This is a genomic window from Ruegeria sp. MALMAid1280 (genome assembly GCF_049195285.1).
Taxonomy (GTDB): Bacteria; Pseudomonadota; Alphaproteobacteria; order Rhodobacterales; family Rhodobacteraceae; genus Ruegeria.
Map to the genome: position 1 here is coordinate 1 of NZ_JBMIRT010000055.1, position 23,979 is coordinate 23,979.

The window sequence follows — 23,979 nt, forward strand, 5'->3', positions numbered from 1 at the left end:
CCCGGATCAATTGCTTAACGTCTTCACCTCATCAGGCTCATAACCCCAAGGTCAGAGGTTCAAATCCTCTCCCCGCAACCAATATCACAAAAAAAACATCCGATCCTCAAACAGGCCACCGATCCGTTCGATAAACGATCAAACCTCTGCAGGCTCGCATACGACCCCATGACTTCTCTAGGTAGGCGGCATAGTGACCGCGAACGGCACCGCGATGACCTAAGGGTTGTTAGCAAGCCGTGTCACCGTAAGCGTTGCATCTGACCCCCTATTTGGCGTCTTCCAGCATGTGCATGCAACGTCTATATTGGCGCTACGCGCCAATACGGAAACTCATAATTATGTCCTTTCGGCTCACACCTGCCTTTCGAGATCGCCATGGAATACAGCAGCAGCCCGCTTAACTGCAGATGGTTTCGCTGGAAACATCGAAGCAGACTTCAACTAAATGTACTTTCCCACAAAGGGTCGATATCAATGACGAGCATTGGAGATTGAAGGTTTTTTGTAAATGAGGTGGGATCTTGTAATTGGAGGTCTGGGATTATGCCTTAGTGCGGTGGCCCTCAAGCCGATTTTGTTTCCCCCGCCACCTGATTGCAAACCAATTATGGCGCAGTTGACTTTCGCAGAGCAAGACAAAGGCTCCGCAAGGGTTTCGCTAAACGCTGCCCAACAAAAGCTCAAACAGCTTAGAAGTGATCAATCTGCGAATTCTTCGAAAAAATCTCGGGTCGAAGGTTTCTTACAGGAGCAAGACTTCGCTGATGAAATGAGAGCCTATGCGCACGCACTGTCATCCGTTGCTTCTGACTTCGATGAGCGTTTCGAAATTTTCCAGCCAATTACTGATAAGACATTCATAAATGTGGCGCGTGATCGACCTCAGCTCGTCAACGATTTCAAAACTGCACTCGCAGCAAAGAAGTGATTCCGGATACTTCCCGCGCTGCCCGTGAAAAACGTCTCGTATTCATGGAATTCGGTTACGAACCAATAGATTACCGGGTTTTTGACGCACTGCCTCGATATCCCGGTGAAGCTCGCGCTGTGGCTGATTGGTTGTTGCAAGCCGCCGGCGATCCAGGGCCTCATTCCAACTGGATGTGGAGGGATGGTAGCTGGAGCAACACCTATCGCGCATTTGGTGCGGATGAAGAGTTGTCTGAGTTAAATGCCAATCTCAGATAGTTGCGGATGAAATAACTCAGCAGGTATTGTTGATTGACCAGTTGGAAGAAAGGGTAAGAACGCAAACTGGAACTGAAAATGCAATGCAGACCCTCCTCGAAGAGTTTGAATGCTTCCTCGAATAGGATGCTGGATCTACTGCTTTGGTGTTAGTGCTCATTGTCCGGCCCAGTCCGATCCTTGGTAACAGCGCCAGTCGCTGCGTTATAGTATCCTGAAAGCGGATATCCGTCGGGTCAGCAAAGTGGATTGTTCGTCAAGTTCAGACGCGCGCGCAACCTACCACCAGGCGTATCATTCTTTCCGCCAGCGTCTTATCACATCCCCAAAAGTAAATTCGCGCCAAGGTTGCCATTGTCGTACTTGGCGATACAACTTCTATGTCCTTGACAATACCTTCAACAGTAATCGTCTGATCGTTGTCTGCTGCTAAGATTTCTTTCAACGTCTTTAAAAACTGGTACAAGAAACCTTGGATTGTGTGGTGAGTAGTCCGTGGCATGTATTGCGTTTTCCTTGTTGCGAGCAGCCAGTGCTCACTAAATCTGCCTAAATAAATTAGGAATTCCTCCGCCAACATTTAGGCGAAATATGTCGACGAACTTGCAATCCTCCCGCTCTGATTGCAAGGCCACCTCGGCATAACTACCGCGTCGGATGAAAATCTGCTTTGAGATCTTGTTAACTTTCAGTTTCGCACCCGCAGCGATTGACCGCATCCCACCCCTGCTTTTGGCCCACCCGGCGGAACCGGATGAGGTCTTCAAGCTGTTCCCGGTGCTCAGGAAAATAGGGAATCGGCGCGGCAGGGATTTGTCAGGGGCAACCCTTGTGGGAACAAAGGCGGAGTGGTGTTTGGCGCGCCATTTCCTTTGTCATGGAGGCCGTCTTTAAGAAATGACAATTCCAAACCGGGTTCGGGGTGAAAAAAGCAGAAAAAAATTCTGTAAATTCAAGCGTCTTCCATGAGCTACGGGAAACCCCCAATACCGGGACATGGAGCAATTCGTTAACTGTAACTCATTGATCGGATCACTTCGAACGATACCACTTTTCCCCTGTGAGGGGCTGGCTACATACCCCCTCGGCCGGCCCCTCAGCAAACGGCTTCGAACCGTTCCGATCCCCCTGGAATTGCTGTCAGGCAGTTTCCCCCAGCGACTGAAGTACATGTGTGACATGAGACGGAAGCTTTGACGACTCGCTATAGCTGGCGGTGTGCGGAATTTCGGCGACCGGTGATTTGCGATAGCCTTCGGTGAACAGCAGAAACGGCACTTGGGCACGATGGGCCGTTTCCGCGTCGACCTCGCTGTCGCCCACAAACAGTTGCGGACCAGCGGAGGTGACGGCAGCAAAACTGGCCTCAAGGTGCGCTGGATCCGGTTTACGGGTGTGCAAGCTGTCGCCACCCAGAACGGCATCGAAATGATGCGCCAGGTTCATGGCTTCCAGCACGTGACGTGCCGGGGCCTCGGGTTTGTTGGTGCAGACACCCAACACGCAGCCCATCTCGCGCAACTGCTCCAGCGCCTGCATCACGCCCGGGTAAACGACGGTTTTGTCACTAGCTGCTGCATTGTAGTGCGTCAGGGTTTGTCGGGTCAGGTCTGCATGACGGTCCATCGACAGGTCGCAATGCAGAATCACGCGCTCGACCAGTTTGGGCAGGCCGTTGCCCACGAACTGTTGGATTTGCTTCTGTGGAAGGGGCGCGACAGCGTTGTCCTGCAACATTCTGTTGGTCGCTGCCGCAAGGTCCGCAAGGCTGTCGACCAGCGTCCCGTCCAGATCGAACATGATTGTCGCGCTCATTGGCAGCCCTGTCTGATTGAAGTTTTGCACAAGACCTATCTTGCCTGATTTTTCGACGCAATCACTTAGGTTTGGAGATTTCGTCAGAACAGGCTTGACTTACCTGACTAAATTAATCAGATTAACCGAGGAGTGAGCAGCCAACCCCATTTCGGGTCAGCCAGATCAAGAAAAACGCGAACAGATCAAGGCATTTCGCCTGAGACCACTTGGAGTTGTCCTGATGAATATGCAGAACCCGAATCCCAGCCAATCCTACGCCGTATCCATGCTGCCCGCCCACAAGGCCGAAGACCTGACCAAGGGTGGAAACCTTGCTCATATCGAGCTGGGCGACCAATTGTATACCCTGCGCATCACCCGCGCCGGCAAGCTGATCCTGACGAAATGAGCGCGCCTTCCCCTCGGGGCGGGGCGGCCGTTGGCCGCCTTGCCGACCTGAGCCCTGTCGCAGCTGGCGCCGTGATGTATCTGCGGCTTTGGGGGGACGGTGCACAGGGTCGATCGGACGCCGCCAGTGACTTCGAAATTGCGCTGGGTACTGCGAGCGGACGCGCTGCGATGATGACGCTGGACCAGTTATGTTCGTTATGCGCGCACCACGGGCGTCGCCCCCTGATCCGTCATGGGTTGGGTTGTTCATGTCTGGGCGCGGATGAGAACTGTTTCGCGCAAATGATCGCCGCGGCCTCAGAAGGGGACCGCGAAGATGCAATGATGATGGCCGCGCTGATCGTGCGGTCGGATTTTGCGCCCGCATTGGCCTCGTTGTCCGAAGAGTTCGGACTGACGTTGCGCCGCATGACAGCCTCCGTTCCAATGCCTACAACCGGGCATCAATCCCCCGCGGCCGTGCTGCACTAAGTAGCAGGCAAGCGTAAAACCCCGGCCGCCCTCGCGCCGGGGTTTATTCTTTTCAGCAGCACCCGCATCCTGCGTGGTGATGATCGTGGTCGCAGGTCGGGGCAGGGGCGTAATCGCCGACCTCGGCCAGAACATCCCGCAGCGCCCATAGGATCATGTCCACGTCCTCGATCTCGATGGTCAGAGGCGGGCGGATTTTCAGGATGTTGTCCTTCGGCCCTTCGCTGCCGATCAGGATGCGGTGATCGCGCATCCGGTTCTTGACGTATTTGCAGATCTCGGTGCCCTCGGACCCGTCGGGGTTGATCAGTTCGACCCCCAGAAACAGGCCCATGCCGCGCACATCACCGACGCAGCCGAAGTCAGCCTCGATCTGGCGCAGACCATTCATCAGCCGCGCGCCCATATCGCGGGCATTGTCCTGCAGGCCCTCGTCATCGACGATGTCCAACACCTCTTTGCCGATCCGACAAGACAGGGTCGAACCGCCGAAGGTCGAGAAGAACTCGATCCCGTTGTCAAAGCTGCGGGCGATTTCCCGGGTTGTCACCAGCACGCCCAGCGGGTGGCCGTTGCCGATGGGTTTGCCCATGACGACGATGTCGGGCAGCGCGCCCTGATGTTCGAAGCCAAAGTAATATTCACCCAGACGACCCAGCCCGGTCTGCACTTCGTCGGCGATGCAGACACCGCCCGCAGCGCGGATTTTCTCATAAACGGCGGGCAGGTAGCCCTTGGGCGGAATGATCTGACCGCCGACCGAGGGGAAGGTTTCAGCGATGAAGCCGGCCACGCCTTGCCCCTTGTCCTGCAGAGCAGCAATCGCCGGATCGACCAAGTCAGCGTATTTCTGAGCACGCTCCGGATCGTCGCGTTTGAATGATCCGCGGTAGTCGTCGGCGACTTCAACCAGTTCCACCCACTCTGCCTGACCGATCCCGCCCGGCTTGTTGAACTTGTAGGCCGAGATCGCAACGGCCGCGTTGGTATTGCCGTGATAGCCGTGATCCGGTGTCACGATCCCCTTGGCCCCGGTATGGGCGCGGGCCAGCCGCAGGGCAAGTTCATTGGCCTCGGTGCCGGAATTGACGAAGAAGCAGACCTCGAAATGTTCGGGCAGTTTCGACAGTACCTTGTCAGCAAAGGCGGTCTGGGCCGGATGTAGATAGCGGGTGTTCGAGTTCATCCGCTTCAGTTGATCCGCCGCCACCGCCTGAACGCGTGGATGCGCGTGGCCGACGTGGGGCACGTTGTTATAGGCATCCAAATACGGCCGCCCCCATTCGTCGAACAGGTGGTGCCTCCATCCGCGTACCAGCATCACCGGATCGTCATAGGTCAGGCTGAGATTGCCGCCGAAATGATCGTGCCGCCCCTGCAGGATCGCCTGCTTGTCCGTGGGGCGATAGAACACTTTCTCATCCGGCAAGTTCAGCAACGCCGCCGGGTTGGGGCAGATGGCGTGCCACAGCTCCATCTCGTCCGGGTCGCCAACACCGGGCCAGTCGTTTTGCATGCCATCCGTGGTCAGGGCCAGTTGGAAATGCACATGCGGCGCCCAGCCGCCGTTCTGGCTGGCATCGCCCAGCCGCGCAAAGGCTGCGCCCTGTGCGACCGGATCGCCCGGTTTCAGGCGGTCACAGACCTCGGGGTCGAGATGACCGTAGAGCGTATAGAACGGGTCACCCTCGGGCGTTTCGTGATGCAGGATCACCACGCCGCCATAGTCCAGATGCGTGTCCCGGTTTTCGACCGCCTCAACGCGGCCGCTCATAGGCGCGTGCAGAACGGTGCCCGCAGGCGCAAACACATCCACCGCCAGATGCACCGTGCGCCGGTCCGAGGCCTTCCACGGCCCCTTGCGGAATCCGGGTTCGGCATAGATCAGGCGGGGTTCGTTGTAATAGCCCAGCCACAGCCCCTCACCGAATTCCTCGCCAACGCGGGCGGCTTCCTCCAGCGGCATGTGGAACGGGTTCTGCGGCCAGGTTGAATTTTCGACGGACAGCGAGCCCATGGGCACATCGCTCAGGTCCTGCTCGAACATCTGGGCGAACTGGCCGCGATGCTCGGACAGGTAGGCGGAAATGCGCTCGGCCCCGTCGGTGACAGGCAGGCCACAGGCGGCGCGCAGCCGGGCCGACATCAAGCCACCATTCACGCCCGTATTCTCAAGGAACCGCCAGGCCGGGGCTTGACTGATGGTCACGTAAGGATCATCCGGATTTTCCGCCGCCATCAGGGTCGAGTTCACGACGGATACCGCCAATCGCATCCGCAGCAACGGCCAGATCAGTTCGACCTCATCCGCGCGCAGCCGGTTGGCTGCGTGATACCCGCGTACCAGCGCCGCCAAAGCGCGCTCGGGTTTGGGGTGGTCCAGAACAATATAAGCGCCTGCAATCGCCAGATCGCAAATACGTGGCGCCGCGCACATGTCGCCCAGATCGATCAGGCCCGAGACGCTCTGGCGTTGCCCCAACTCGCCCTCGACCAAAATGTTATAGTCGTTGGCATCGTTATGAATGGCCTGCTTGTTCAGACCTGACAATTGCCCGGAAATCGCGACGAATTCTTCGCTAATACCGGTTAACAGCGCGCGGCGCGTGGGATCGGCAACCACATCCAACTGATCGGCGATCCAATCCGCTTGCGTCAGGTTCCATTTGAAATCCGTCCGGTGCAACCCGCCATGCGAAAACCGCTCCAACGCCTTGTCCGTCGCCCCCAAAACGCGACCCAATTTCAGGATCAACTCCTCGGATTTGGGCGCTGTTTTGGCATAACACTGCCCCGGCAGGCATTCGAGTAACCAGGCCAGCCGCATCTCTGCCTGCTGATCGGCAATTTCGGGCAGCAAGGCCCCGTTCAGGTCCGGGAACACCTGCGGGAACGGCAGGCCGGGTGCCTCGCTTGCGATATGCGCCAGCGCCTTAATCTGCAGGTCCACGAACTCGGCCTCGCATCCCGCGCGCATGACCTTCAGTACGTAATCCCGACCGTTCGTCGTCCGCACCATAAAGTTCAGGTCGTATTCGCCGTCCAAACGCTCCAATTTGGCGTCCAGCCCCCAATGCGTGCGCAGGGCATCCGCCCAAAATTCCGTCATGCCGCTCATACGATTTCCAGTCCCTTCATTGTCGGGGTCTCTTCATCTGGCTAAAAATATCCTCGGGGGTGAATTGGCCAAAAGGGCCAAGAGGGGGCAGACAGCCCCCTAACCCTCAGCCCAAAGCGCGCAAGCGCTTGATCAACGAGGATGTATCCCACCGGTTGCCACCCAGCTTCTGCACATCCTTGTAAAACTGATCGACCAGTGCAGTCACCGGCAGAGACGCCCCGGTCTCGTTGGCTGTCTCAAGGCAGATCCCCAGATCCTTGCGCATCCAGTCGACTGCGAAACCATGATCGAAATGATCGTCCAGCATGGTCTCATAGCGGTTCGCCATCTGCCAGCTGCCGGCCGCACCCTGGCTGATCACCTCAACGACCGAGCGCCCGTCCAACCCGGCTTTCTCGGCAAAATGCAGCGCTTCGCTCAGACCCTGAACCAGGCCGGCAATGGCGATCTGGTTGCACATCTTGGTCATCTGGCCCGCGCCGCTGTCGCCGATCCGACGGCAGATTTTGGAGTATACCTGCATGATTGGCTCGGCCGCATCATAGGCGGCCTGATCGCCACCACACATGATCGACAGCACGCCATTCTCGGCCCCCGCCTGACCGCCCGATATCGGGGCGTCTACGAAGGCGACGCCCTGAGCCTGTCCGGCGGCATAAAGTTCGCGCGTTACCTTGGCCGAAACGGTGGTGTGGTCAACGAAAGTCGTACCCTCAGCCATTCCGTGGAACGCGCCTTCTGCGCCGGTGCAGACGTTCCGCAAGTCGTCATCATTGCCGACGCAGGCCATCACGAATTCCGCGCCCTGTGCGGCCTCTTTCGGGGTGGTCGCCATGGCGCCACCGTGCTGGGCCACCCAGGCCTCGGCCTTCGCCGCGGTGCGATTGTACACGGTCACCTCATGACCCGCCGCCTGCAGGTGGCCCGCCATTGGATAGCCCATGACGCCCAGGCCCAGAAACGCAACTTTTGCCATTTGGTGATCCTCTCTGCTGTCCGGTCCTGTTTCACGCAGCAGGCCGGAGTGTTGCGCAGAGACAAAGCAAAGCTGCGCCCAAAGAGCAACCCCGCGTCAGGGCTTGCCGCCCAAATCCTGCAGGATCGGGCAATCGGGGCGGTCATCCCCGGCGCAGGCATCGACCAGATGACCCAGCGTGTCGCGCATCGCGTTGAGGTCGGCAATCTTGGCCTCGATCTGCGCCAGATGGGCCCGCGCGACCTTTTTGACATCGGCGCTGGCGCGGGTTTCATCCTCGTACAGAGCCATGAGGGTACGGCAATCCTCGATCGTGAAGCCCAGGGCGCGGGCACGGCCCAGAAAGTTCAGCTTGTGCACATCCTGCGCGCGAAACCGGCGATAGCCGTTATCGTCGCGCATCGGTTTGATCAGGCCGATATCCTCGTAATACCGGATCGTCTTGGCGGGCAGGCCGGTCTGGGTTGCGACGTCTCCGATATTCATGGTGTGACCTCTTGCGTTTTGTGGTCGTGCGGTGCCTCGGACAGGCTGGCGCGGACGCGGCGCAGGCGCAGCGCGTTCGACACCACAAAGACGCTGGACAAGGCCATCGCCCCGGCGGCGAGGGCCGGGGACAGAAGATGCCCGCTGAACGGATATAGCGCCCCGGCGGCCACCGGGATCAGCAGGATGTTATAGCCAAAAGCCCAGCCGAGGTTCTGGCGGATGTTGCGCATGGTGCGGCGGCTGATCTCAACCGCATTGGCAACACCGCGCAAATCGCCGGACATCAACACCACATCTGCGGTTTCAATGGCCACGTCGGTGCCAGTGCCGATGGCCACGCCGATATCCGCCGCTGCCAGCGCCGGGGCGTCGTTGATCCCATCCCCGACAAAGGCCAGCGTGCCGAACCGTTCGCGCAACGCGGTGATTGCGGCCAGCTTGCCATCCGGCAGGACCTCGGCCGTGACGTGGTCAATGCCCAGCCTGTCGGCCAGAGCCTGCGCCGTGCGGGCGTTGTCTCCGGTCACCATCGCCAGTGTCAGGCCCATCGCGTGCAGCCGCTGCAACGCTTGCCTTGTGCCGGGCTTGATCGGGTCCGAGACCGCAAGCAGCGCCGCAGCCTGGCCGTCGATGGCGACGAACAGCGGCGTGGCCCCTTCGCTGGCGCGCTGGTCGGCCTCGGCGGTCAGGTCAGCCAGATCGACGCTATGCTGCGCCATCAGACGGGGCGAGCCGATCAGCACGTCACGCCCTTCGACCGTTGCCTGAACGCCCAGCCCGGTCAGGGACTGGAACTCTGACGGTGAGGGCAGGTCCGACGGTCCTGCGCGGGTGATTGCTGTGGCAATCGGGTGCTCGGACTGTGCCTCGACCGCAGCGGCCAGACGCAGAACGGTGTCGCGGTCAAAGCCGTTTACCGCGGTTACGTTCTCCAGTTCGGGGCGCCCCAAAGTCAGCGTCCCGGTCTTGTCCAGCGCGATCACCTTGGCCTGCTGCAACTGCTGCAACGCGTCTCCCTTGCGGAACAGCACGCCCAGCTCTGCCGCGCGTCCGGTGCCCACCATGATCGAGGTCGGCGTCGCCAGACCCATGGCGCAGGGGCAGGCGATGATCAGGACCGACACACCGGTGACCAACGCCATCGGCAAGGCGGGCGCAGGGCCAAAGATCAGCCAGACCGCGATGGTCAGCAGGGCCACGGCAATGACCGCCGGCACAAACCAGGCGGTGACCCGGTCGACCAGCCCCTGAATCGGCAGCTTGGCCCCTTGCGCCTGTTCGACCATGTGGATGACCTGCGCCAGAACGGTGTCTGCCCCAACCCGCGTGGCACGAACGCGCAGCGCACCGGTGCCATTGACCGTGCCACCCACAACCTGATCAGCGGGGGATTTGCCAACAGGCACGGGCTCGCCGGTGATCATGCTTTCATCAACGTAAGAGGTTCCGTCCAGCACGTCTCCATCCACCGGGATCCGCTCACCGGGGCGGATTTGCAGGATATCCCCCACCATGATCTCGGCGATCGGGCGGTCGACGTACGTGCCGTCCATCTCGACCCGTGCGGTTTTCGGCTGCAGGCCCACCAGTTTGCGTATCGCGGCGCCTGTTCGGCCTTTGGCGCGTGCCTCCATCACCCGGCCCAGCAGAATCAGGACCACGATGACCGAGGCGGCCTCGAAATACACATTGGCGCTGCCCTGCGGCAGGATCTGCGGCGCAAAGGTAGCAGTGACCGAGAACAGATAGGCCGCGCCTGTGCCCAAAGCCACAAGCGCGTTCATGTCCGGCGATCCGCGCAGCAGCGAGGGGATGCCTTTCGCATAGAACACCCGCCCCGGCCCCAGCAACAGCACCGAGGTCAGCGTGAACTGAATGAGGTGACTGGTCTGAGTGCCGATAGTGGCGTGTACCCAATGGTGGAAGGCCGGGATCATGTGGCCGCCCATCTCGAGGACGAAAACGGGCAGCGCCAGAATGGCGGCAATTATCGTGGCGCGGGTCTGCCCGTGCGCTTCTTCGGTTTTTGCCTGATCGGTCGGTGTGTCGGCGCTATTGGCCACACGGGCTGGGTACCCCGCATCCTCGGAAAGTCTTGCCAGCGCCTGCGGATCGGTTGCGCCGTCAACATAGGTGACCGTGGCGCTTTCCGTGGCCAGATTGACCTGCGCCTCGACCACGGCGGGATCGGCAGTCAGAGCGCGCTCGATCCGGGACACGCAGGAGGCACAGTTCATGCCGCCAATCTTCAGCGTCGTTTCCCGTGTCGTTGCCGGGTAACCGGCGCGGTTCAGCGCTTCGGTCAGCGCGCCGATCTGGCCGTCATATGTAACCTGCGCGGTTTCGGTTGCAAAATTGACCGAGGCCTCCGACACCCCCGTCTCGTCGCGCAGCGCGGTTTCCACCCGCCCCACGCAAGACGCGCATCCCATGCCCGAGATTTTCAGCTGAATTGTCTGCGGCGTAGCCATCCGACTCATCCTGTAGAGAACTTCTCCCTCCAGATGGGGGTTCCAGTCACGGGAAGGTCAAGGGGGCACGACAGATTTCTGCAATATTTCAGAGGTCCAATAGCTGATCCAGCAACAGGGAATCGTACGTCACAGGTGGGGAACTGCGGACAGATTGCGGCGAGGCAAAAAAGGCCAGCGTCAGGGTCGTCACCAACAGCAGCGCGCCAATCAGACAAAGGCTGGCAATGTTCAACGCGGATCGCAGCATGGAGTGCTCCTTGTGTCTGGTGTGACCTGCCCGGTCAGGGGATCAGGACCGTTGGGCCAGTTGCTGTTTCAGTTTTTCGTTTTCCGCCTGAAGCTGCGCCAATTGCTGCCCCAGCGCGTTCAGATGCGGGCGCAGTTCGGCCTCGGTAAAACGCGGGGTGATGTGGCGCGGGCAGTTCCAGTCCAGCGCCTCGACCCGGATGAGCGTGGCGCGTTCGGCGGCGGCTTCGGCGCCTTCAGGGTACAGGCTGGCCGTCGCGGCCTCACCTTCGGTAAACGTGACCCGGCCCAGTATCTTGAGGCGCCGCTGATTGGCATAATCCATCAGGATCAGAGCAATCCGGTCATTACCGTCAAGATTCCCGCGCGAGATATACTGTTTATTGCCGGAAAAATCGGCGTATCCGATGGTTTGCGGGTCCAGCACCTTCAGGAACCCGACCGGCCCGCCGCGGTATTGAACATAAGGCCAGCCGGTCTCGGACACGGTGGATTGGTAAAACCCGTCACGCGCTTGGATGAACGCCTTTTCGGCCGGTCCGATCTGATGCCCCTGCTGCGGGCCGCCTTCGATGAACTTGGCGTAGGTTTTGGCCGAGCCCATCCTTTCCTGATGTGCCCGGACGGCAGAGGTAAAGGTCAGTTCGGAAAAGGCGCGTGGCATGGCTTGTCCTCTCACGGTCCCGGTCAATTGCCGGGGCGGCCTGTGGGCTGGTCTATCACGTCAAAGCGGCTGCTATCAGCGCCAGGGTCAAAAGAACGGGGACGTACTGAGGGGAGAAAAGGCTGGCATGGCGTCTCATCTGATCGCTCCAAGGTTTACAGATCGGTACATCGTGCGCCTAATGTGTACTGATCGGTAAACTTTTGCAAGTCTTATTTTGAAATTTCGCCCGGGCTCTCTCGGAGGTTGAGATTTTAGCTATCGCCCATTATGTACTGATCTGTACACTCAGGAGCCCGCCTATGCGCCCGAACAAACGAGAAGAACTGGTCCGCAAAGCCCTGCAAGTCTTTTACCGCGATGGCTTTCACGCCACCGGTATGGACAAGCTGGTGGTTGAAACGGGTGTCTCCAAAACCTCGATGTACAAGCACTTCCGCACCAAAGAGGATCTGATCCTTGCCGCGCTGCAGCTGCGGGATGAAAGCTTTCGCAGGGATTTCCTGCGCCGTGTCAGCGAGTTGTCGGATACTCCGGCGGGGCAAATGATCGCAAGTTTCGATGCGCTGGGCGAGTGGTTCAGTGAAGACGACTATCGCGGCTGCATGTTCATCAAAGCCGGGGCGGAGTATCAGGAAGACGATCATCCGATCCACAAACAATCGGCGAAACACAAGCAGATCATGTTGGACTATTTCGCGGATTTGGCCCGTCAGGCGGGCGCGCGCAATCCAGAGCATCTGGCCTGTCAGATTGTGTTGTTGCAGGAAGGCGCGATTGTCGCGGCGGTGTTTCTAAAATCCTGCAATCCGGCGCAGAATGCCAAGGCGGCGGCGCAGATTCTGCTGGATAACGCGCTGGTCTGAATCGGACCTGATCATCAAAACGACGTTGCGTTGCACCGCCTCGGGGCGGATTGGATTGCGACACCTCCAAAGCTAGGCTGATAGCACAGAGGCAAGGGGAGGGTTCGTATGCCGCTTTTTACCACCACCGCCGGTTGGGTGACCGAAGAGCATCAGATGTTTGCCGAAATGGCGGATCGGTTCATGGCGGATGAGCTGGTGCCAAATCTCGAACGTTGGAACGAGAACGGGGTCGTCGATCGTGACATGTGGCGCAAGGCCGGGGAAATGGGGTTGATGGCAGGTGCGATCCCCGAATCCTATGGCGGTGTCGGCGGTGGCGTCGGGTTTGATGCGGTGACGCTTTATGCGCAGGCCTCGCACGGGGATTCCGGCTGGGGTTATGCGATCCAGTCCATTGTCGTTCACTACATCAACACCTATGGCAGCGAGGATCAAAAGCGGAACTGGCTGCCGCGTCTGGCCTCGGGCGAGATGGTCGCCGCGCTGGCCATGACCGAACCCGGAACAGGTTCGGATGTGCAATCCATTCGGACGACCGCGGACAAGGATGGTAATTCCTATCGGCTGAACGGATCCAAGATTTTTATCACCAACGGCCAGTCGGCGGACCTGATCCTTGTGGCCTGCAAGACCGACAAGGCGCAAGGTTCCAGCGGGGTATCGCTGATCGCGGTCGAATCCGAAGGGGCAGAGGGTTTTCGCAAGGGGCGGAACCTGAAGAAGCTGGGCATGAAGGCCAATGACACGGCCGAGCTGTTCTTTGAAGACGTCAAGGTGCCGATGACCAATCTTCTCGGCGCGGAAGAGGGGCAGGGCTTTTATCAGATGATGAAGCAGCTGCCGTGGGAGCGTCTGACCATCGGCATCGGGGCTCTGGGCGCGATAGATTTTGCCATCGCTGAAACGGTGAAATACACGCAGGAGCGCAAGGCGTTTGGTCAGCGGGTGATGGATTTCCAGAACACCCGTTTCAAACTGGCTGAGTGCAAGACAAAGGCCGAGGTCCTGCGCAGCTTCGTCAATGACTGCATTGCTCGGTTCGAGTCGGGAACGCTGGATGCCGCCACCGCCTCGATGGTGAAATATTGGGGGTCGGAAGTACAGAACGAGGTCATGCACGAATGCCTGCAACTGTTTGGCGGTTACGGGTTCATGATGGAATACCCGATTGCGCGTCTCTACGCGGATGCGCGTGTTCAGATGATTTATGGCGGTACCAATGAGATCATGAAGGAACTCATCGCCCGATCATTGGACACTTAACCAAACCGGGGCTTCTCCCGCCCGTCGTCGAAGTTTCTGGCGAAACATCTCCTCCCGTTGGGCCAGGCAGGCGCGGGCGCAGCCCGCGCCTGCCTGGCCCCCTGCCGTCCGCAGGACGCAAGGCCGAAGGTCGCGCAGGAAATTCTGACCCTGATCTTATACGTCGCTCGCTTGGTCAATCTGCGCTTGCAGCCACGTACGAAACGATTTGAGCGGTTCGGATTCCGCGCGGGATTGCGGCCAGACAAGATAGAAGTCCCCAAGGCTCACCCCGGGGCCGCGCCACGCCGGCACCAACCGACCCGCCGCCAAGTCGGACTCGATCAGGTAGCTGGGCAGCAATGCCACGCCCAGCCCGTGAATCGTTGCCTGCCCCATGGTCGAGAACTGGTCGAACAGCATGCCGCGTATGCCGGTGGTCTCTTGGCCTTGCGTGGCGAACCATCTTTCCCAGGCGTCTGGGCGCGTCTCGAGGTGCAGCAAAGGGGCATCTGTCAGCCAGCTGATGTTATAGGCGTCATCGGGCAGAAGGTCGGGTGAACATACCGGCAATACGTCTTCACGCATGATGCGCAAGTAGTTCACACCGGCCCAGTCGCGCTGGCCAAAGTGAATCGCGGCGTCGAAATGTTCGGTCTCAAAGTCAAACGGCCGTAGCTGCGTATTCAGATTCACCGTGACCTCCGGGTGGCGGCGCGCGAAATCCTGCAGGCGCGGGGCCAGCCAGTGCATACCGAAGGCGGGCAGGATCGACAGGTTCAGCGACCCTCCGGTGGGGTTGGCTTTCAGCTTCAGAGATGCCTGCGCCAGTTGGTTCAGCGCAGTGCGCGCGACCTGCACGTATTCTTTCGCCGCCGGCGTCAGGTGCAACCGCATCTGGCTGCGCTGGATCAGGTCCACGCCCAGTTGCTCCTCCATCGACTTGAGCTGACGGCTGATTGCACTTTGCGTCAGGGAAAGCTCGTTGGCTGCGGCCGAGGCGCTGCCAAGGCGGTCGACGGCCTCTAGCGCCAACAAAGAGGGGATCGAGGGCAGGAACCGGCGCGGCGCGATCATATGATGAATCCTCATACCTTTCGAATGGAATATCACTGGCATTTGCCGGGCGCCAGCCCGATACACATACAGGCTTTTCTTTTGGGTGACCGGTCAGGAAACCACGTGCTATCCAAGATGAAATCGCCCACCTGAAGACATGAAGACCGGGGAACAGGCCATGGATCGCGCTCAGATCGTTCACGAAAACTTCCTGACGCGGGTTGCGAAAGGTGACTTCCCCGATGGTGCAGCTCCGCGCCCGGGTCTTAGCAACGCTGACGCGGTATCGCTGTTCCGCTCTCAGGTCCTGAGCCGGGCGCTGGATCGGACCAGTCGCGCGATGCAGAAGGCGGGGCAGGGTTTCTATACGATCGGCTCATCCGGGCATGAGGGGATGGCGGCGGTTGCCCACGCCCTGCGCCCAACCGATATCGCGTTCCTGCACTATCGCGATGCGGCGTTTCAGATTGCTCGGGCCGAGCAGGTGCCGGGTCAGCAGATCGCCTGGGACATGCTGCTGAGTTTTGCGTGCTCGAAAGAGGACCCGACCTCGGGCGGGCGGCACAAGGTTCTGGGCTCCAAGGCGCTGATGATCCCGCCGCAGACCTCAACCATCGCCAGCCATCTGCCCAAGGCGGTGGGCGCGGCCTATAGTCTGGGCGCAGCCCGGCGGCATGACCCTGAACATCGGGAATTGCCGGTGGATGGGATTGCCATGTGTTCCTTCGGGGATGCTTCAGCCAACCATTCCACGGCGCAAGGAGCGATCAACACCGCGGGTTGGACGAGTGTTCAGTCAACACCGCTGCCTCTGTTGTTTGTCTGCGAGGATAACGGGATCGGCATTTCGGTAAAAACGCCGAAAGGTTGGATACAGGCGTCGATGGAGCATCGTCCGGGGATCAGGTATTTTCAGGCAAACGGGCTGGACATCTATGAAACCTATGCAGTGGCAAATGAGGCCGCCGAATACGTACGGACCCGCCGCAAACCGGCCTTCCTGCACCTTAAAACCGTGCGCCTCTACGGCCATGCGGGCGCGGATGTGCCGACTACCTACCTGTCGAAATCCGAGGTCGAAGCCGATGAGGCTAACGACCCTTTGCTGCATAGTGTGCGCCTGCTGGATCAGGCCGGTGCGTTGTCGCCAGCGGAAGCGTTGAAAATCTACGAGGAAACCTGTGCCCGCACGGATCGTATCGCGGCCGAGGCAGCAACGCGCCCGCATCTGGCCAATGCCCCTGAGGTGATGGCCAGCCTGATCCCACCCAAACGTCCCTGCAAACCCACCAACGGCCCCAGCGCCGAGGTTCGGTCCAAAGCCTTTGGCGGGGACATGCGCGCGATGGATGATCCTCAGCCCATGAGCCGCCTGATCAACTGGGCGCTGACCGATCTGATGCTGGAACATGGCGAGATCGTCTGTATGGGCGAAGACGTGGGCCGCAAGGGCGGCGTCTATGGCGTGACCCAGAAACTTCAGCAACGGTTTGGCCCGGACCGGGTGATTGACACTCTGCTGGACGAACAATCCATTCTGGGGCTGGCCATCGGCATGGGGCACAACGGCTTCATTCCGATCCCCGAAATCCAGTTCCTTGCCTATCTGCACAATGCCGAGGATCAGATCCGGGGCGAGGCCGCGACGCTGCCGTTTTTCTCGAACGGTCAGTTCACCAACCCGATGGTGCTGCGGATTGCGGGGCTGGGTTATCAGAAAGGGTTCGGCGGGCATTTCCACAATGACAACTCTCTGGCCGTGTTGCGGGACATTCCGGGTGTGATCATTGCCTGCCCCTCCACCGGGGCGGACGCGGCGCAGATGCTACGCGAATGCGTGCGGCTGGCGCGGGAAGAGCAGCGCGTGGTGGTGTTTCTGGAACCCATCGCCCTCTACCCGATGCGTGACCTGCAGGACGCGCAGGATGGCGGGTGGATGACCACCTATCCCGCGCCGGACCAACGCATCGCGCTGGGCGAGGTTGGTATGCAAGGGGACGGCACCGATCTGGCCATCGTGACCTATGGCAACGGACATTACTTGTCTCAGCAGGCCCTGCCCGAATTGGAGGCCGCTGGCGTGAAAACCCGGATCATCGACATGCGCTGGCTTGCGCCGCTGCCGGTCGATGCGCTGCGCGAGGCCACCAAACCCTGCACGCATATTCTGGTCGTGGACGAATGCCGCCGCACCGGCAGCCAGTCCGAGGCGCTGATGACGTTCTTTGCCGAGGAAAGCCCCGATACGCCAACCGCCCGCGTTGTGGCCGAGGATTGTTTCATCGCCACCGGCCCGGCCTATGCCGCTCCGCTGCCGTCAAAGGACGGTATTGTCGCCGCCGCGCTGGCTCTGACCGGAGGCCGCGCATGACCCGTACCGCTGTCGTCATCTGCCCGGGGCGGGGCACCTATAACAAACCCGAACTGGGCTACCTGCACCGCCATCACGCGCAGCGGATGGACCTGTTTCGCGGTTTCGATGCCATCCGTGCCGAGGCGGGGCAGGAGGCCGTCACAGCGCTGGACGGTGCAAGCCGCTATACGGTCAGCAAGTATTCCCGCGGTGATGTGGCCTCGCCCCTGATCTATGCAGCCTCGCTGGCGGATGCGCAGGCCGTGGCAGAGGGCATCGAGGTGGTTGCGGTCACCGGCAATTCGATGGGGTGGTATATCGCACTGGCCGCAGGGGGCGCCCTGTCACCGCAGGACGGGTTCCGCGTGGTGAACACGATGGGCACGCTGATGCAGGACCAATTGATCGGTGGGCAACTGGTCTATCCGTTTGTGGGCGACACTTGGGAAAATGATGCCGCCCAAAAAGTTGACTTGCTGGCCGATGTGGCACGTATCAACGCGTCTGACGGGTGTAATCTGGCGCTGTCCATTGATCTGGGCGGGATGCTGGTTCTTGCGGGGAATGAGGCGGGCCTCAAGGCGTTCGAGGCCGCGCACCCCACAATACAGGACCGTTTCCCGATGCGGCTTCCCAATCACGCGGCCTTTCACACCGCGTTGCAAGCCCCCGTTGCGGCCGAAGGGCGGGCCCGTTTGGGCGCCGAGATGTTTGGCCAGCCAGAGCGCCCCCTGATCGACGGGCGCGGCAAGATCTGGTGGCCGGGCGCGACGGACACGCAGGCGCTGTGGGAGTATACGCTGGGCCATCAGGTGACCGAGACCTATGACTTTACCCGCGCGATCCAGACCGCAGCGCGCGAATTTGCACCTGACCTGTTCATTGTGACCGGTCCGGGCGCGACGCTGGGCGGTGCGGTGGCGCAATCGCTGGTTCTGGCCGACTGGCACGGCATGTCCGACAAGGCCGCTTTTCAGGCTCAGCAGGACGCGCAGCCTTTCCTGATCGCAATGGGCCGCGACGATCAAAGGGCGCTTGCAACCGGCTGATCCAACCCAGATGATCCGCGCAAATTCAAGGAGCCCCGCGTGAGCGACCATGATAAGTCCCTCTGGCTGAAAACCTGCCGCGAGCATGTCAAAAGCCTGCCCCTGAGCGGCGATATGACCGTCGATCTGGCGGTGATCGGCGGGGGCTATACGGGCTGTTCCGCCGCGCTGACGGCGGCGCAGTCCGGGGCATCGGTCTGCCTGCTGGAGGCGCAGGAAATCGGTCATGGCGGTTCGGGCCGCAATGTCGGGCTTGTGAATGCCGGGCTGTGGTTGCCGCCCGACGACATTCGCCGGTACTTGGGGAACGAGGCCGGAGATCGTCTGATTAGCCTGCTGGCCGCCGCACCCGGTGACGTGTTCGATCTGATCGAAAGGCATGACATCAACTGCGCACCGGTGCGGAACGGAACCCTGCATTGCGCCCATTCGGCCAAGGGACTGCGGGATTTGCAGGCCCGCCACGCGCAGCTATCCGCCACGGGTGCTCCGGTTGAACTGCTGTCCGCTCACCAGACAGCGCAGCGCACCGGCAGCGCCGCGTTCCAGGGCGCTCTGTTCGATCCCCGCGCGGGGACAATCCAGCCGCTCAGCTATGTCCGCGGCCTTGCCCGTGCCGCCGCCGAGGCCGGAGCGCATATCGCGACCCAAAATCCGGTGCAGTCCATGCAGCACAGCGATGGTGTTTGGACGCTGAAAACCTCTAAGGGTACGGTGCGGGCGAAATCGGTGCTCCAGGCCACCAACGCCTACCATCAGAGGCTAGAGGCATCAGCCCCTGAATATGTGCCGATCTACTACTTCCAGTTCTCGACCGCCCCTCTGTCGGACAATCTGCGCGCCAGCATTCTGCTGGGCGGCGAGGGGTGTTGGGATACCGGCCTGATCATGACCTCGTTCCGGATGGACGCCGAGGGGCGCTTGATCATCGGTGCCATGGGCGATCTGGGGCAGGCGGGCCGCGCCGCCCATACCGCTTGGATCAGACGCAAACTGGCCGAACTTTTCCCGCAGCTGGCCGACCAGCCGCTGATCGAGGGGTGGCACGGGCGGATTGCCATGACCTCGGACCATCTTCCCAAGATCACGCAGATCGGTCCCAACGCTCTGTCTGTGCATGGGTATTCCGGGCGCGGTATCGGCCCGGGCACCGTTTTTGGCCGCCTTATGGCAGAGAGCCTGCTGCAGGACGATCCGTCGCTGCTGCCCGTCCCGTCGGTCGCGGATTATCACGAAAGCTGGACCGGTCTGCGCCGCGTCTATTTCGAAACCGGCGCGGCGCTGACCCATTTCGTCAAGGCGCGGCTCTGGTCACGGTGATTTAGTCCTGCAACGCTGCGGCAACGGCCTCAATCCGATCACGCAACCAGCGATGGGCCGGATCGTTGGTCGAACGCTGGTGCCAAACCATGTAAATCGAAACCTGCTCACACTCGAACGGCAAGGGCGCGCAATCCAGCGCCGCCAAGGGCCCATGTTTCATCAGCAAAGTGTCGGTCGAGATCAGATCGCTGCCCTTCACGAAAGACGGGATTGCATTGAAATGCGGCAGGGTCACGGTGGGTGGCCGGATCTGGCTTTGATCCACGCCACGTATCACCGCGCGAGAGCTGCGCCCGTCGGCAAAGCGCACCTCGACATGTTCGGTTTCGCAATAACTCTGCCAATTGTCCGGAGGCGTGCGCCGCGCGGCATCGTAAAAGATCATCAACGGGCTGATCAGCACGCGTTTCTGGAAGATATCCGGCCCATCGGGCGGCAGCGGCGTCAGCATCAGTTGACACCGATCGCTGCGTAGCAGATTCGGATCAGGGACGCCCGACGGGATGAAACCCAACCGTAGCCTGACGCCCTCGGCCCGAAATGCGCGTAACAGTGGGGGAAAGATCAGATCGCGCGGCATGTCGTTGGTGGCAATCTGGATGCTGATCTCTTCGGCCAGTGGGTCGAACGGGCGGTCGTCAGTCAGCGCGCGCATCCCGTCCAGCACCTGTTGAACCGGTTCTTTCAGGGACAGGGCGCGCTCGGTCGGCGTCAGGCCCTGACCCGAGCGCACGAACAGCGGATCACCCAGCACCTGCCGCAGCTTGGCCAGCGTATGGCTGATCGCCGATTGCGTGACACCCAGACGGTCAGCCGCTTTCGAGACCGAGCTTTCCTCGAGGATAATCAGAAAGGTGCGCAGGACCTTGCCGTCAAGATCGGTGAAATCAGTTTTACTCATACTATCTATGATTAGTCATGAATGGATTTGCGGTCCAGCGCGCATTAGGTGACAGTCATCATCAGGAGGCACGCGATGGGGATCCGTTTTTTCTCGGACAAGAACCGACCGGTTCATATGGGTAAGTTCCCGCTGGAGCGGTTGGCGCGGCAGGCATCCATGCCTGACGTGTCTGCGGTGAAGCCGATGCGAACGCTCAGCTTTCATCGCCCCGACCGGCCCGAGAGCATCGTCAACGCGATGGGTGAGTTTCAGGCGATGATGGACACCATTCGCGACGGGTTCGTGAATCCGGTGGTCTCGGAGATTCCGACCGACCCGGCGGAGCGCGCCAATCACCTGAAGGCGTTTGGCTACTTCAACGATGCTTCGATGATGGGGTGCGGCCCGCTTCCACCCGAGGCTTTGCTGCCCGCCCCCCGCCGCAACCCCGATATCGACCGTCTGGCCCATGCACTGAAAACGCGACAGACCAAGACGCTGGCCTCGGGCATCGACCTGATCATGGCTGACCTAAAGGACAGTATGGAAGCCGCGCCCAAACCGATGGACAGGCATCACCACGCCATCGTCTTTCTGTACGAACACAACCGCGATCCTGATCCCGGGGAACCCGGCGCAGAGTGGATCGGCGACGCGCAGGATCATCGCGCCTGCCTGCTGGCGACCGAGAATGCGGTGGTGATCGCCAATTATATCCGCCTGCTGGGCTTTGACGCGCGGGCGCATACGGCCATGTCATCCGAGGTCGATCTGGGCAGGCTGGCGGTAGCGGCGGGTCTGGCCTCGGTCGAGGACAGAGACCTCGTCGCCCCGTGGTTGGGCAGGCGGTTCGGTCTGGCTGCCGTGACCACCGAGATGGAGATCGCACACGACCAGCCCCTGCAGCCGATGGCGCAGCAGCCTTGGTTCCGGACCCAGGGTCCGGCGTGGTGGCTGGGTGCGGGCTTTGCCAAGAACGCGCTGAATCGTGACGCTTACGCCAAGCGGCGTTACGTGGACGGGGCGCATCCGTTCGAGAACCTCAAACGAGTTGAAGCGCCAACCACTTACATCGACGAGGAAAACGTCGCCCGCGTGCCCAAACGCGCCGATATGTTCGCGCGGGCGCAGTTCGGCGATATGGGCAAGCATCTGCAAGACGCGGCGAAGGGCGGGTATTACGTGCGCAAATCCGCGCCGAGTTTCGCGCAACGCCGGGCGCTGGGCGCGTTCGTGTTGCTGCAGGACGGTGGCAGCGCCGATGCGACGCCGCTGACCGACGCCGCGCGCAACGCCGCGAGTATCAAGGCGGCGACTTACTTTCTTGGCGTCGATGCTGTGGGCCTTAGCCGGTGCCCTGAATGGGCGTGGTATTCCCATGACGCGACGGGCGAGGAGATCACTCCACCCCACGATCAGGCCATCAGCATGATCATCGATCAGGGCTATGAAACGATGGAAGGCGCCAGCGGCGACGACTGGATCAGCGTCGCCCAGTCAATGCGCGCCTATCTGCGCTTTTCCCTGCTGGGCGGGGTGATTGCGCAGCAGATCCGAAACCTCGGCTACAAGGCCAAGGCGCATACGGTGATGGATGGCGAGGTATTGCAACCTCCGCTGTTGCTGCTGTCCGGGTTGGGTGAGGTCAGCCGGATCGGTGAGGTGATCCTGAACCCCTATCTCGGCCCGCGCCTCAAGTCCGGCGCGGTGACGACGGATATGCCGATGGAACACGACAAGCCGATTGATTTCGGCCTGCAGCGCTTTTGCGAGGCGTGCAACAAATGTGCGCGCGAATGTCCTTCGGGCGCAATCACCGCCGGGCCGAAGCTGATGTTCAACGGCTATGAAATCTGGAAATCTGACAGCCAGAAATGCGCCACCTATCGGGTGACCACTCCGGGCGGAGCAATGTGCGGGCGCTGCATGAAGACCTGCCCTTGGAATCTGGAGGGTATCTTCAAGGAGCGCCCCTTCCGATGGGCGGCGATGAACATCCCCCAGGCCGCGCCTGCGTTGGCGAAACTGGATGACGCGGTTGGCAATGGTGGACTAAACGACGTCAAGAAATGGTGGTGGGATATCGAATTGCAGCCGGATGGCGCCTATCGTCCCACCAAGCATCCACTGAACCGGCGGGGCTTGCAAACCGATCTGGAGCTGAAGTACGAGGACCAGACGTTGGCCGTTTACCCCGCCTATCTGGCGCCACACCCCTGGCCCTATCCCTTTGCCATGGATCGCGAGGCCGGGATCGCCGCCTATCAGGCAATGGTCACGGCCGATGAATACAAGGCCCGCAAGGCGGCGGGCGATCCGTCGGTCATCCACCGCTATACCATCGCCGGAGACGCGCCGGTGATGCGGGTCGAGCTGACCAAGGTCGACAAGATGACGGCGGATGTAACCAAATACGAATTCTCGACCCTCAATGGCGCACCCTTGCCCGAATGGACGGCAGGCGCACATCTGGATGTGCTGGTTGCGCCGGAATTCCTGCGGCAGTATTCCATGTCCGGCGACCCTACGGACCGCGCGACCTATCAGATCGGTGTATTGCGCGAGGATGAAGGCCGCGGCGGGTCGGCCCTGTTGCATCGTATCTTCAACGAGGGGCGCAAGGTTTTCATCTCGAAACCGATCAATCATTTCGAACTGGATGAGACCGCCACCAAAACATTTCTGATGGGGGGCGGCATCGGCATCACCCCGATGATTGCTTTCGCTCATCGTTTGCACGCCTTGGGCAAACCGTTCGAACTGCACTATTCCGCCAGCACCCGCGCCGGGGCGGGGTATCTGGGCGATCTGGCCGCGATGCCCTGGGCGGACCACGTGCACTACCATTTTTCGGACGAAGGTACGCGCGCTGATCTGGACGTGATCCTGTCCGGCTATCAGGACGGCTGGCATGTCTACACCTGCGGCCCGGACCGCTATATGGACGGCGTCATGCAGGCGGCGGAACGGCAGGGCTTCACCGAGGACGCCCGGCACCTTGAATACTTCTCGGTTCCCGAACAGCCGGAATATGAAAACCACCCGTTCACCCTGAAGCTGGTGCAGTCCGGGCGTGAGTTGACGGTCCCAGCCGAAAAAGACGCCGCTCAGGTGCTGAAAGCGGCGGGCATTCACGTGGACGTGAAATGCGCAGATGGCATCTGCGGGGTCTGCAAATGCGGTGTGGTTTCCGGCGAAATCGAACATCGCGATTTCGTTCTGTCCAACAAACAACGCGAGAGCGCTATCATCCTGTGCCAAAGCCGGGCGGCGCAACCCGATGGTGTGATCGAGCTCGACCTCTGACACAAGGTCGGGAAACGACATCCGGTTACGCGAAAATTGGTCGCTCCTGCCATGG

Annotated in this window: 19 protein-coding genes; 9 read left to right on the top strand and 10 right to left on the bottom strand. The window is 60.6% G+C overall.

Features of this window, described 5'->3' with window-relative positions:
* Positions 1-511: 511 nt before the first annotated feature.
* Positions 512-931: a hypothetical protein gene (locus ACOQFT_RS14410; protein ID WP_421598585.1), complete on the top strand. Its 420-nt coding sequence runs from the start codon at positions 512-514 to the stop codon at positions 929-931.
* A gap of 522 nt (positions 932-1,453) precedes the next feature.
* On the opposite strand, the gene ACOQFT_RS14415 is transcribed toward ACOQFT_RS14410, so the two are convergent.
* Together ACOQFT_RS14415 and gph are read right to left on the bottom strand one after the other, a co-directional pair.
* The gene (locus tag ACOQFT_RS14415; RefSeq protein WP_421598586.1) at positions 1,454-1,693 is read right to left on the bottom strand and encodes a hypothetical protein; all 240 of its coding nucleotides are present in this window, start codon (positions 1,691-1,693) and stop codon (positions 1,454-1,456) included.
* A gap of 638 nt (positions 1,694-2,331) precedes the next feature.
* Positions 2,332-3,006 (bottom strand): phosphoglycolate phosphatase, encoded by a 675-nt coding sequence (gph, locus tag ACOQFT_RS14420; protein ID WP_421598587.1) that lies wholly within the window; start codon positions 3,004-3,006, stop codon positions 2,332-2,334.
* Positions 3,007-3,229: 223 nt separating this feature from the next.
* Between gph and hemP the strand changes: the two genes are divergently transcribed.
* Positions 3,230-3,397, top strand: a complete 168-nt coding sequence (gene hemP / locus ACOQFT_RS14425; protein WP_170332270.1) for a hemin uptake protein HemP — start codon at positions 3,230-3,232, stop codon at positions 3,395-3,397.
* Positions 3,394-3,870 carry a hypothetical protein gene (locus tag ACOQFT_RS14430; protein WP_421598588.1) on the top strand — a complete coding sequence of 159 codons (477 nt, stop codon included), beginning with the start codon at positions 3,394-3,396 and terminating at the stop codon, positions 3,868-3,870. The genes hemP and ACOQFT_RS14430 overlap by 4 nt, the downstream gene beginning before the upstream one ends.
* Before the next feature lie 52 nt (positions 3,871-3,922).
* On the opposite strand, the gene ACOQFT_RS14435 is transcribed toward ACOQFT_RS14430, so the two are convergent.
* The 6 genes from ACOQFT_RS14435 to ACOQFT_RS14460 form a co-directional block, all read right to left on the bottom strand.
* Positions 3,923-6,988 (bottom strand): aminotransferase class III-fold pyridoxal phosphate-dependent enzyme, encoded by a 3,066-nt coding sequence (locus tag ACOQFT_RS14435; RefSeq protein WP_421598589.1) that lies wholly within the window; start codon positions 6,986-6,988, stop codon positions 3,923-3,925.
* 106 nt (positions 6,989-7,094) lie between these two features.
* Positions 7,095-7,967, bottom strand: a complete 873-nt coding sequence (locus ACOQFT_RS14440) for an NAD(P)-dependent oxidoreductase (protein WP_421598590.1) — start codon at positions 7,965-7,967, stop codon at positions 7,095-7,097.
* Positions 7,968-8,063: 96 nt separating this feature from the next.
* Positions 8,064-8,453 carry a Cu(I)-responsive transcriptional regulator gene (cueR, locus tag ACOQFT_RS14445; RefSeq protein WP_170447593.1) on the bottom strand — a complete coding sequence of 130 codons (390 nt, stop codon included), beginning with the start codon at positions 8,451-8,453 and terminating at the stop codon, positions 8,064-8,066.
* Positions 8,450-10,927, bottom strand: a complete 2,478-nt coding sequence (locus ACOQFT_RS14450) for a heavy metal translocating P-type ATPase (RefSeq protein WP_421598591.1) — start codon at positions 10,925-10,927, stop codon at positions 8,450-8,452. Before ACOQFT_RS14450 ends, cueR begins: the two co-directional genes overlap by 4 nt.
* Positions 10,928-11,015: 88 nt before the next feature.
* A complete protein-coding gene (locus ACOQFT_RS14455; RefSeq protein ID WP_421598592.1) occupies positions 11,016-11,177 on the bottom strand; it encodes a hypothetical protein in 162 nt (53 codons plus the stop codon).
* A gap of 42 nt (positions 11,178-11,219) precedes the next feature.
* Entirely contained in the window at positions 11,220-11,840 is a 621-nt protein-coding gene (locus ACOQFT_RS14460; RefSeq protein ID WP_421598593.1) for a pyridoxamine 5'-phosphate oxidase family protein, read from the bottom strand.
* Between the two features lie 302 nt (positions 11,841-12,142).
* Between ACOQFT_RS14460 and ACOQFT_RS14465 the strand changes: the two genes are divergently transcribed.
* Entirely contained in the window at positions 12,143-12,706 is a 564-nt protein-coding gene (locus tag ACOQFT_RS14465) for a TetR/AcrR family transcriptional regulator (RefSeq protein ID WP_421598594.1), read from the top strand.
* A gap of 108 nt (positions 12,707-12,814) precedes the next feature.
* Complete coding sequence (locus tag ACOQFT_RS14470) at positions 12,815-13,972, top strand: acyl-CoA dehydrogenase family protein (protein WP_421598595.1); 1,158 nt, start codon at positions 12,815-12,817, stop codon at positions 13,970-13,972.
* Positions 13,973-14,128: 156 nt separating this feature from the next.
* Here the strand turns inward: ACOQFT_RS14470 and ACOQFT_RS14475 are convergent, their stop codons facing one another.
* A complete protein-coding gene (locus ACOQFT_RS14475) occupies positions 14,129-15,028 on the bottom strand; it encodes a LysR substrate-binding domain-containing protein (protein ID WP_421598596.1) in 900 nt (299 codons plus the stop codon).
* Between the two features lie 160 nt (positions 15,029-15,188).
* On the opposite strand from ACOQFT_RS14475, the gene ACOQFT_RS14480 reads away from it, so the two are divergent.
* From ACOQFT_RS14480 to ACOQFT_RS14490, 3 genes are read left to right on the top strand one after another with little or no spacing between them, the layout of a single operon-like run.
* Positions 15,189-17,381: a dehydrogenase E1 component subunit alpha/beta gene (locus tag ACOQFT_RS14480; RefSeq protein ID WP_421598597.1), complete on the top strand. Its 2,193-nt coding sequence runs from the start codon at positions 15,189-15,191 to the stop codon at positions 17,379-17,381.
* The gene (locus ACOQFT_RS14485) at positions 17,378-18,412 is read left to right on the top strand and encodes an ACP S-malonyltransferase (RefSeq protein WP_421598598.1); all 1,035 of its coding nucleotides are present in this window, start codon (positions 17,378-17,380) and stop codon (positions 18,410-18,412) included. The genes ACOQFT_RS14480 and ACOQFT_RS14485 overlap by 4 nt, the downstream gene beginning before the upstream one ends.
* A 39-nt stretch (positions 18,413-18,451) precedes the next feature.
* On the top strand, positions 18,452-19,732 hold the full coding sequence (locus tag ACOQFT_RS14490) for an NAD(P)/FAD-dependent oxidoreductase (protein ID WP_421598599.1): 1,281 nt from the start codon (positions 18,452-18,454) through the stop codon (positions 19,730-19,732).
* A 1-nt stretch (position 19,733) separates the two neighbouring features.
* Here the strand turns inward: ACOQFT_RS14490 and ACOQFT_RS14495 are convergent, their stop codons facing one another.
* On the bottom strand, positions 19,734-20,636 hold the full coding sequence (locus ACOQFT_RS14495) for a LysR family transcriptional regulator (RefSeq protein ID WP_421598600.1): 903 nt from the start codon (positions 20,634-20,636) through the stop codon (positions 19,734-19,736).
* A 75-nt stretch (positions 20,637-20,711) separates the two neighbouring features.
* Between ACOQFT_RS14495 and ACOQFT_RS14500 the strand changes: the two genes are divergently transcribed.
* On the top strand, positions 20,712-23,924 hold the full coding sequence (locus ACOQFT_RS14500; RefSeq protein ID WP_421598601.1) for a reductive dehalogenase: 3,213 nt from the start codon (positions 20,712-20,714) through the stop codon (positions 23,922-23,924).
* The last annotated feature ends 55 nt before the right edge of the window (positions 23,925-23,979 follow it).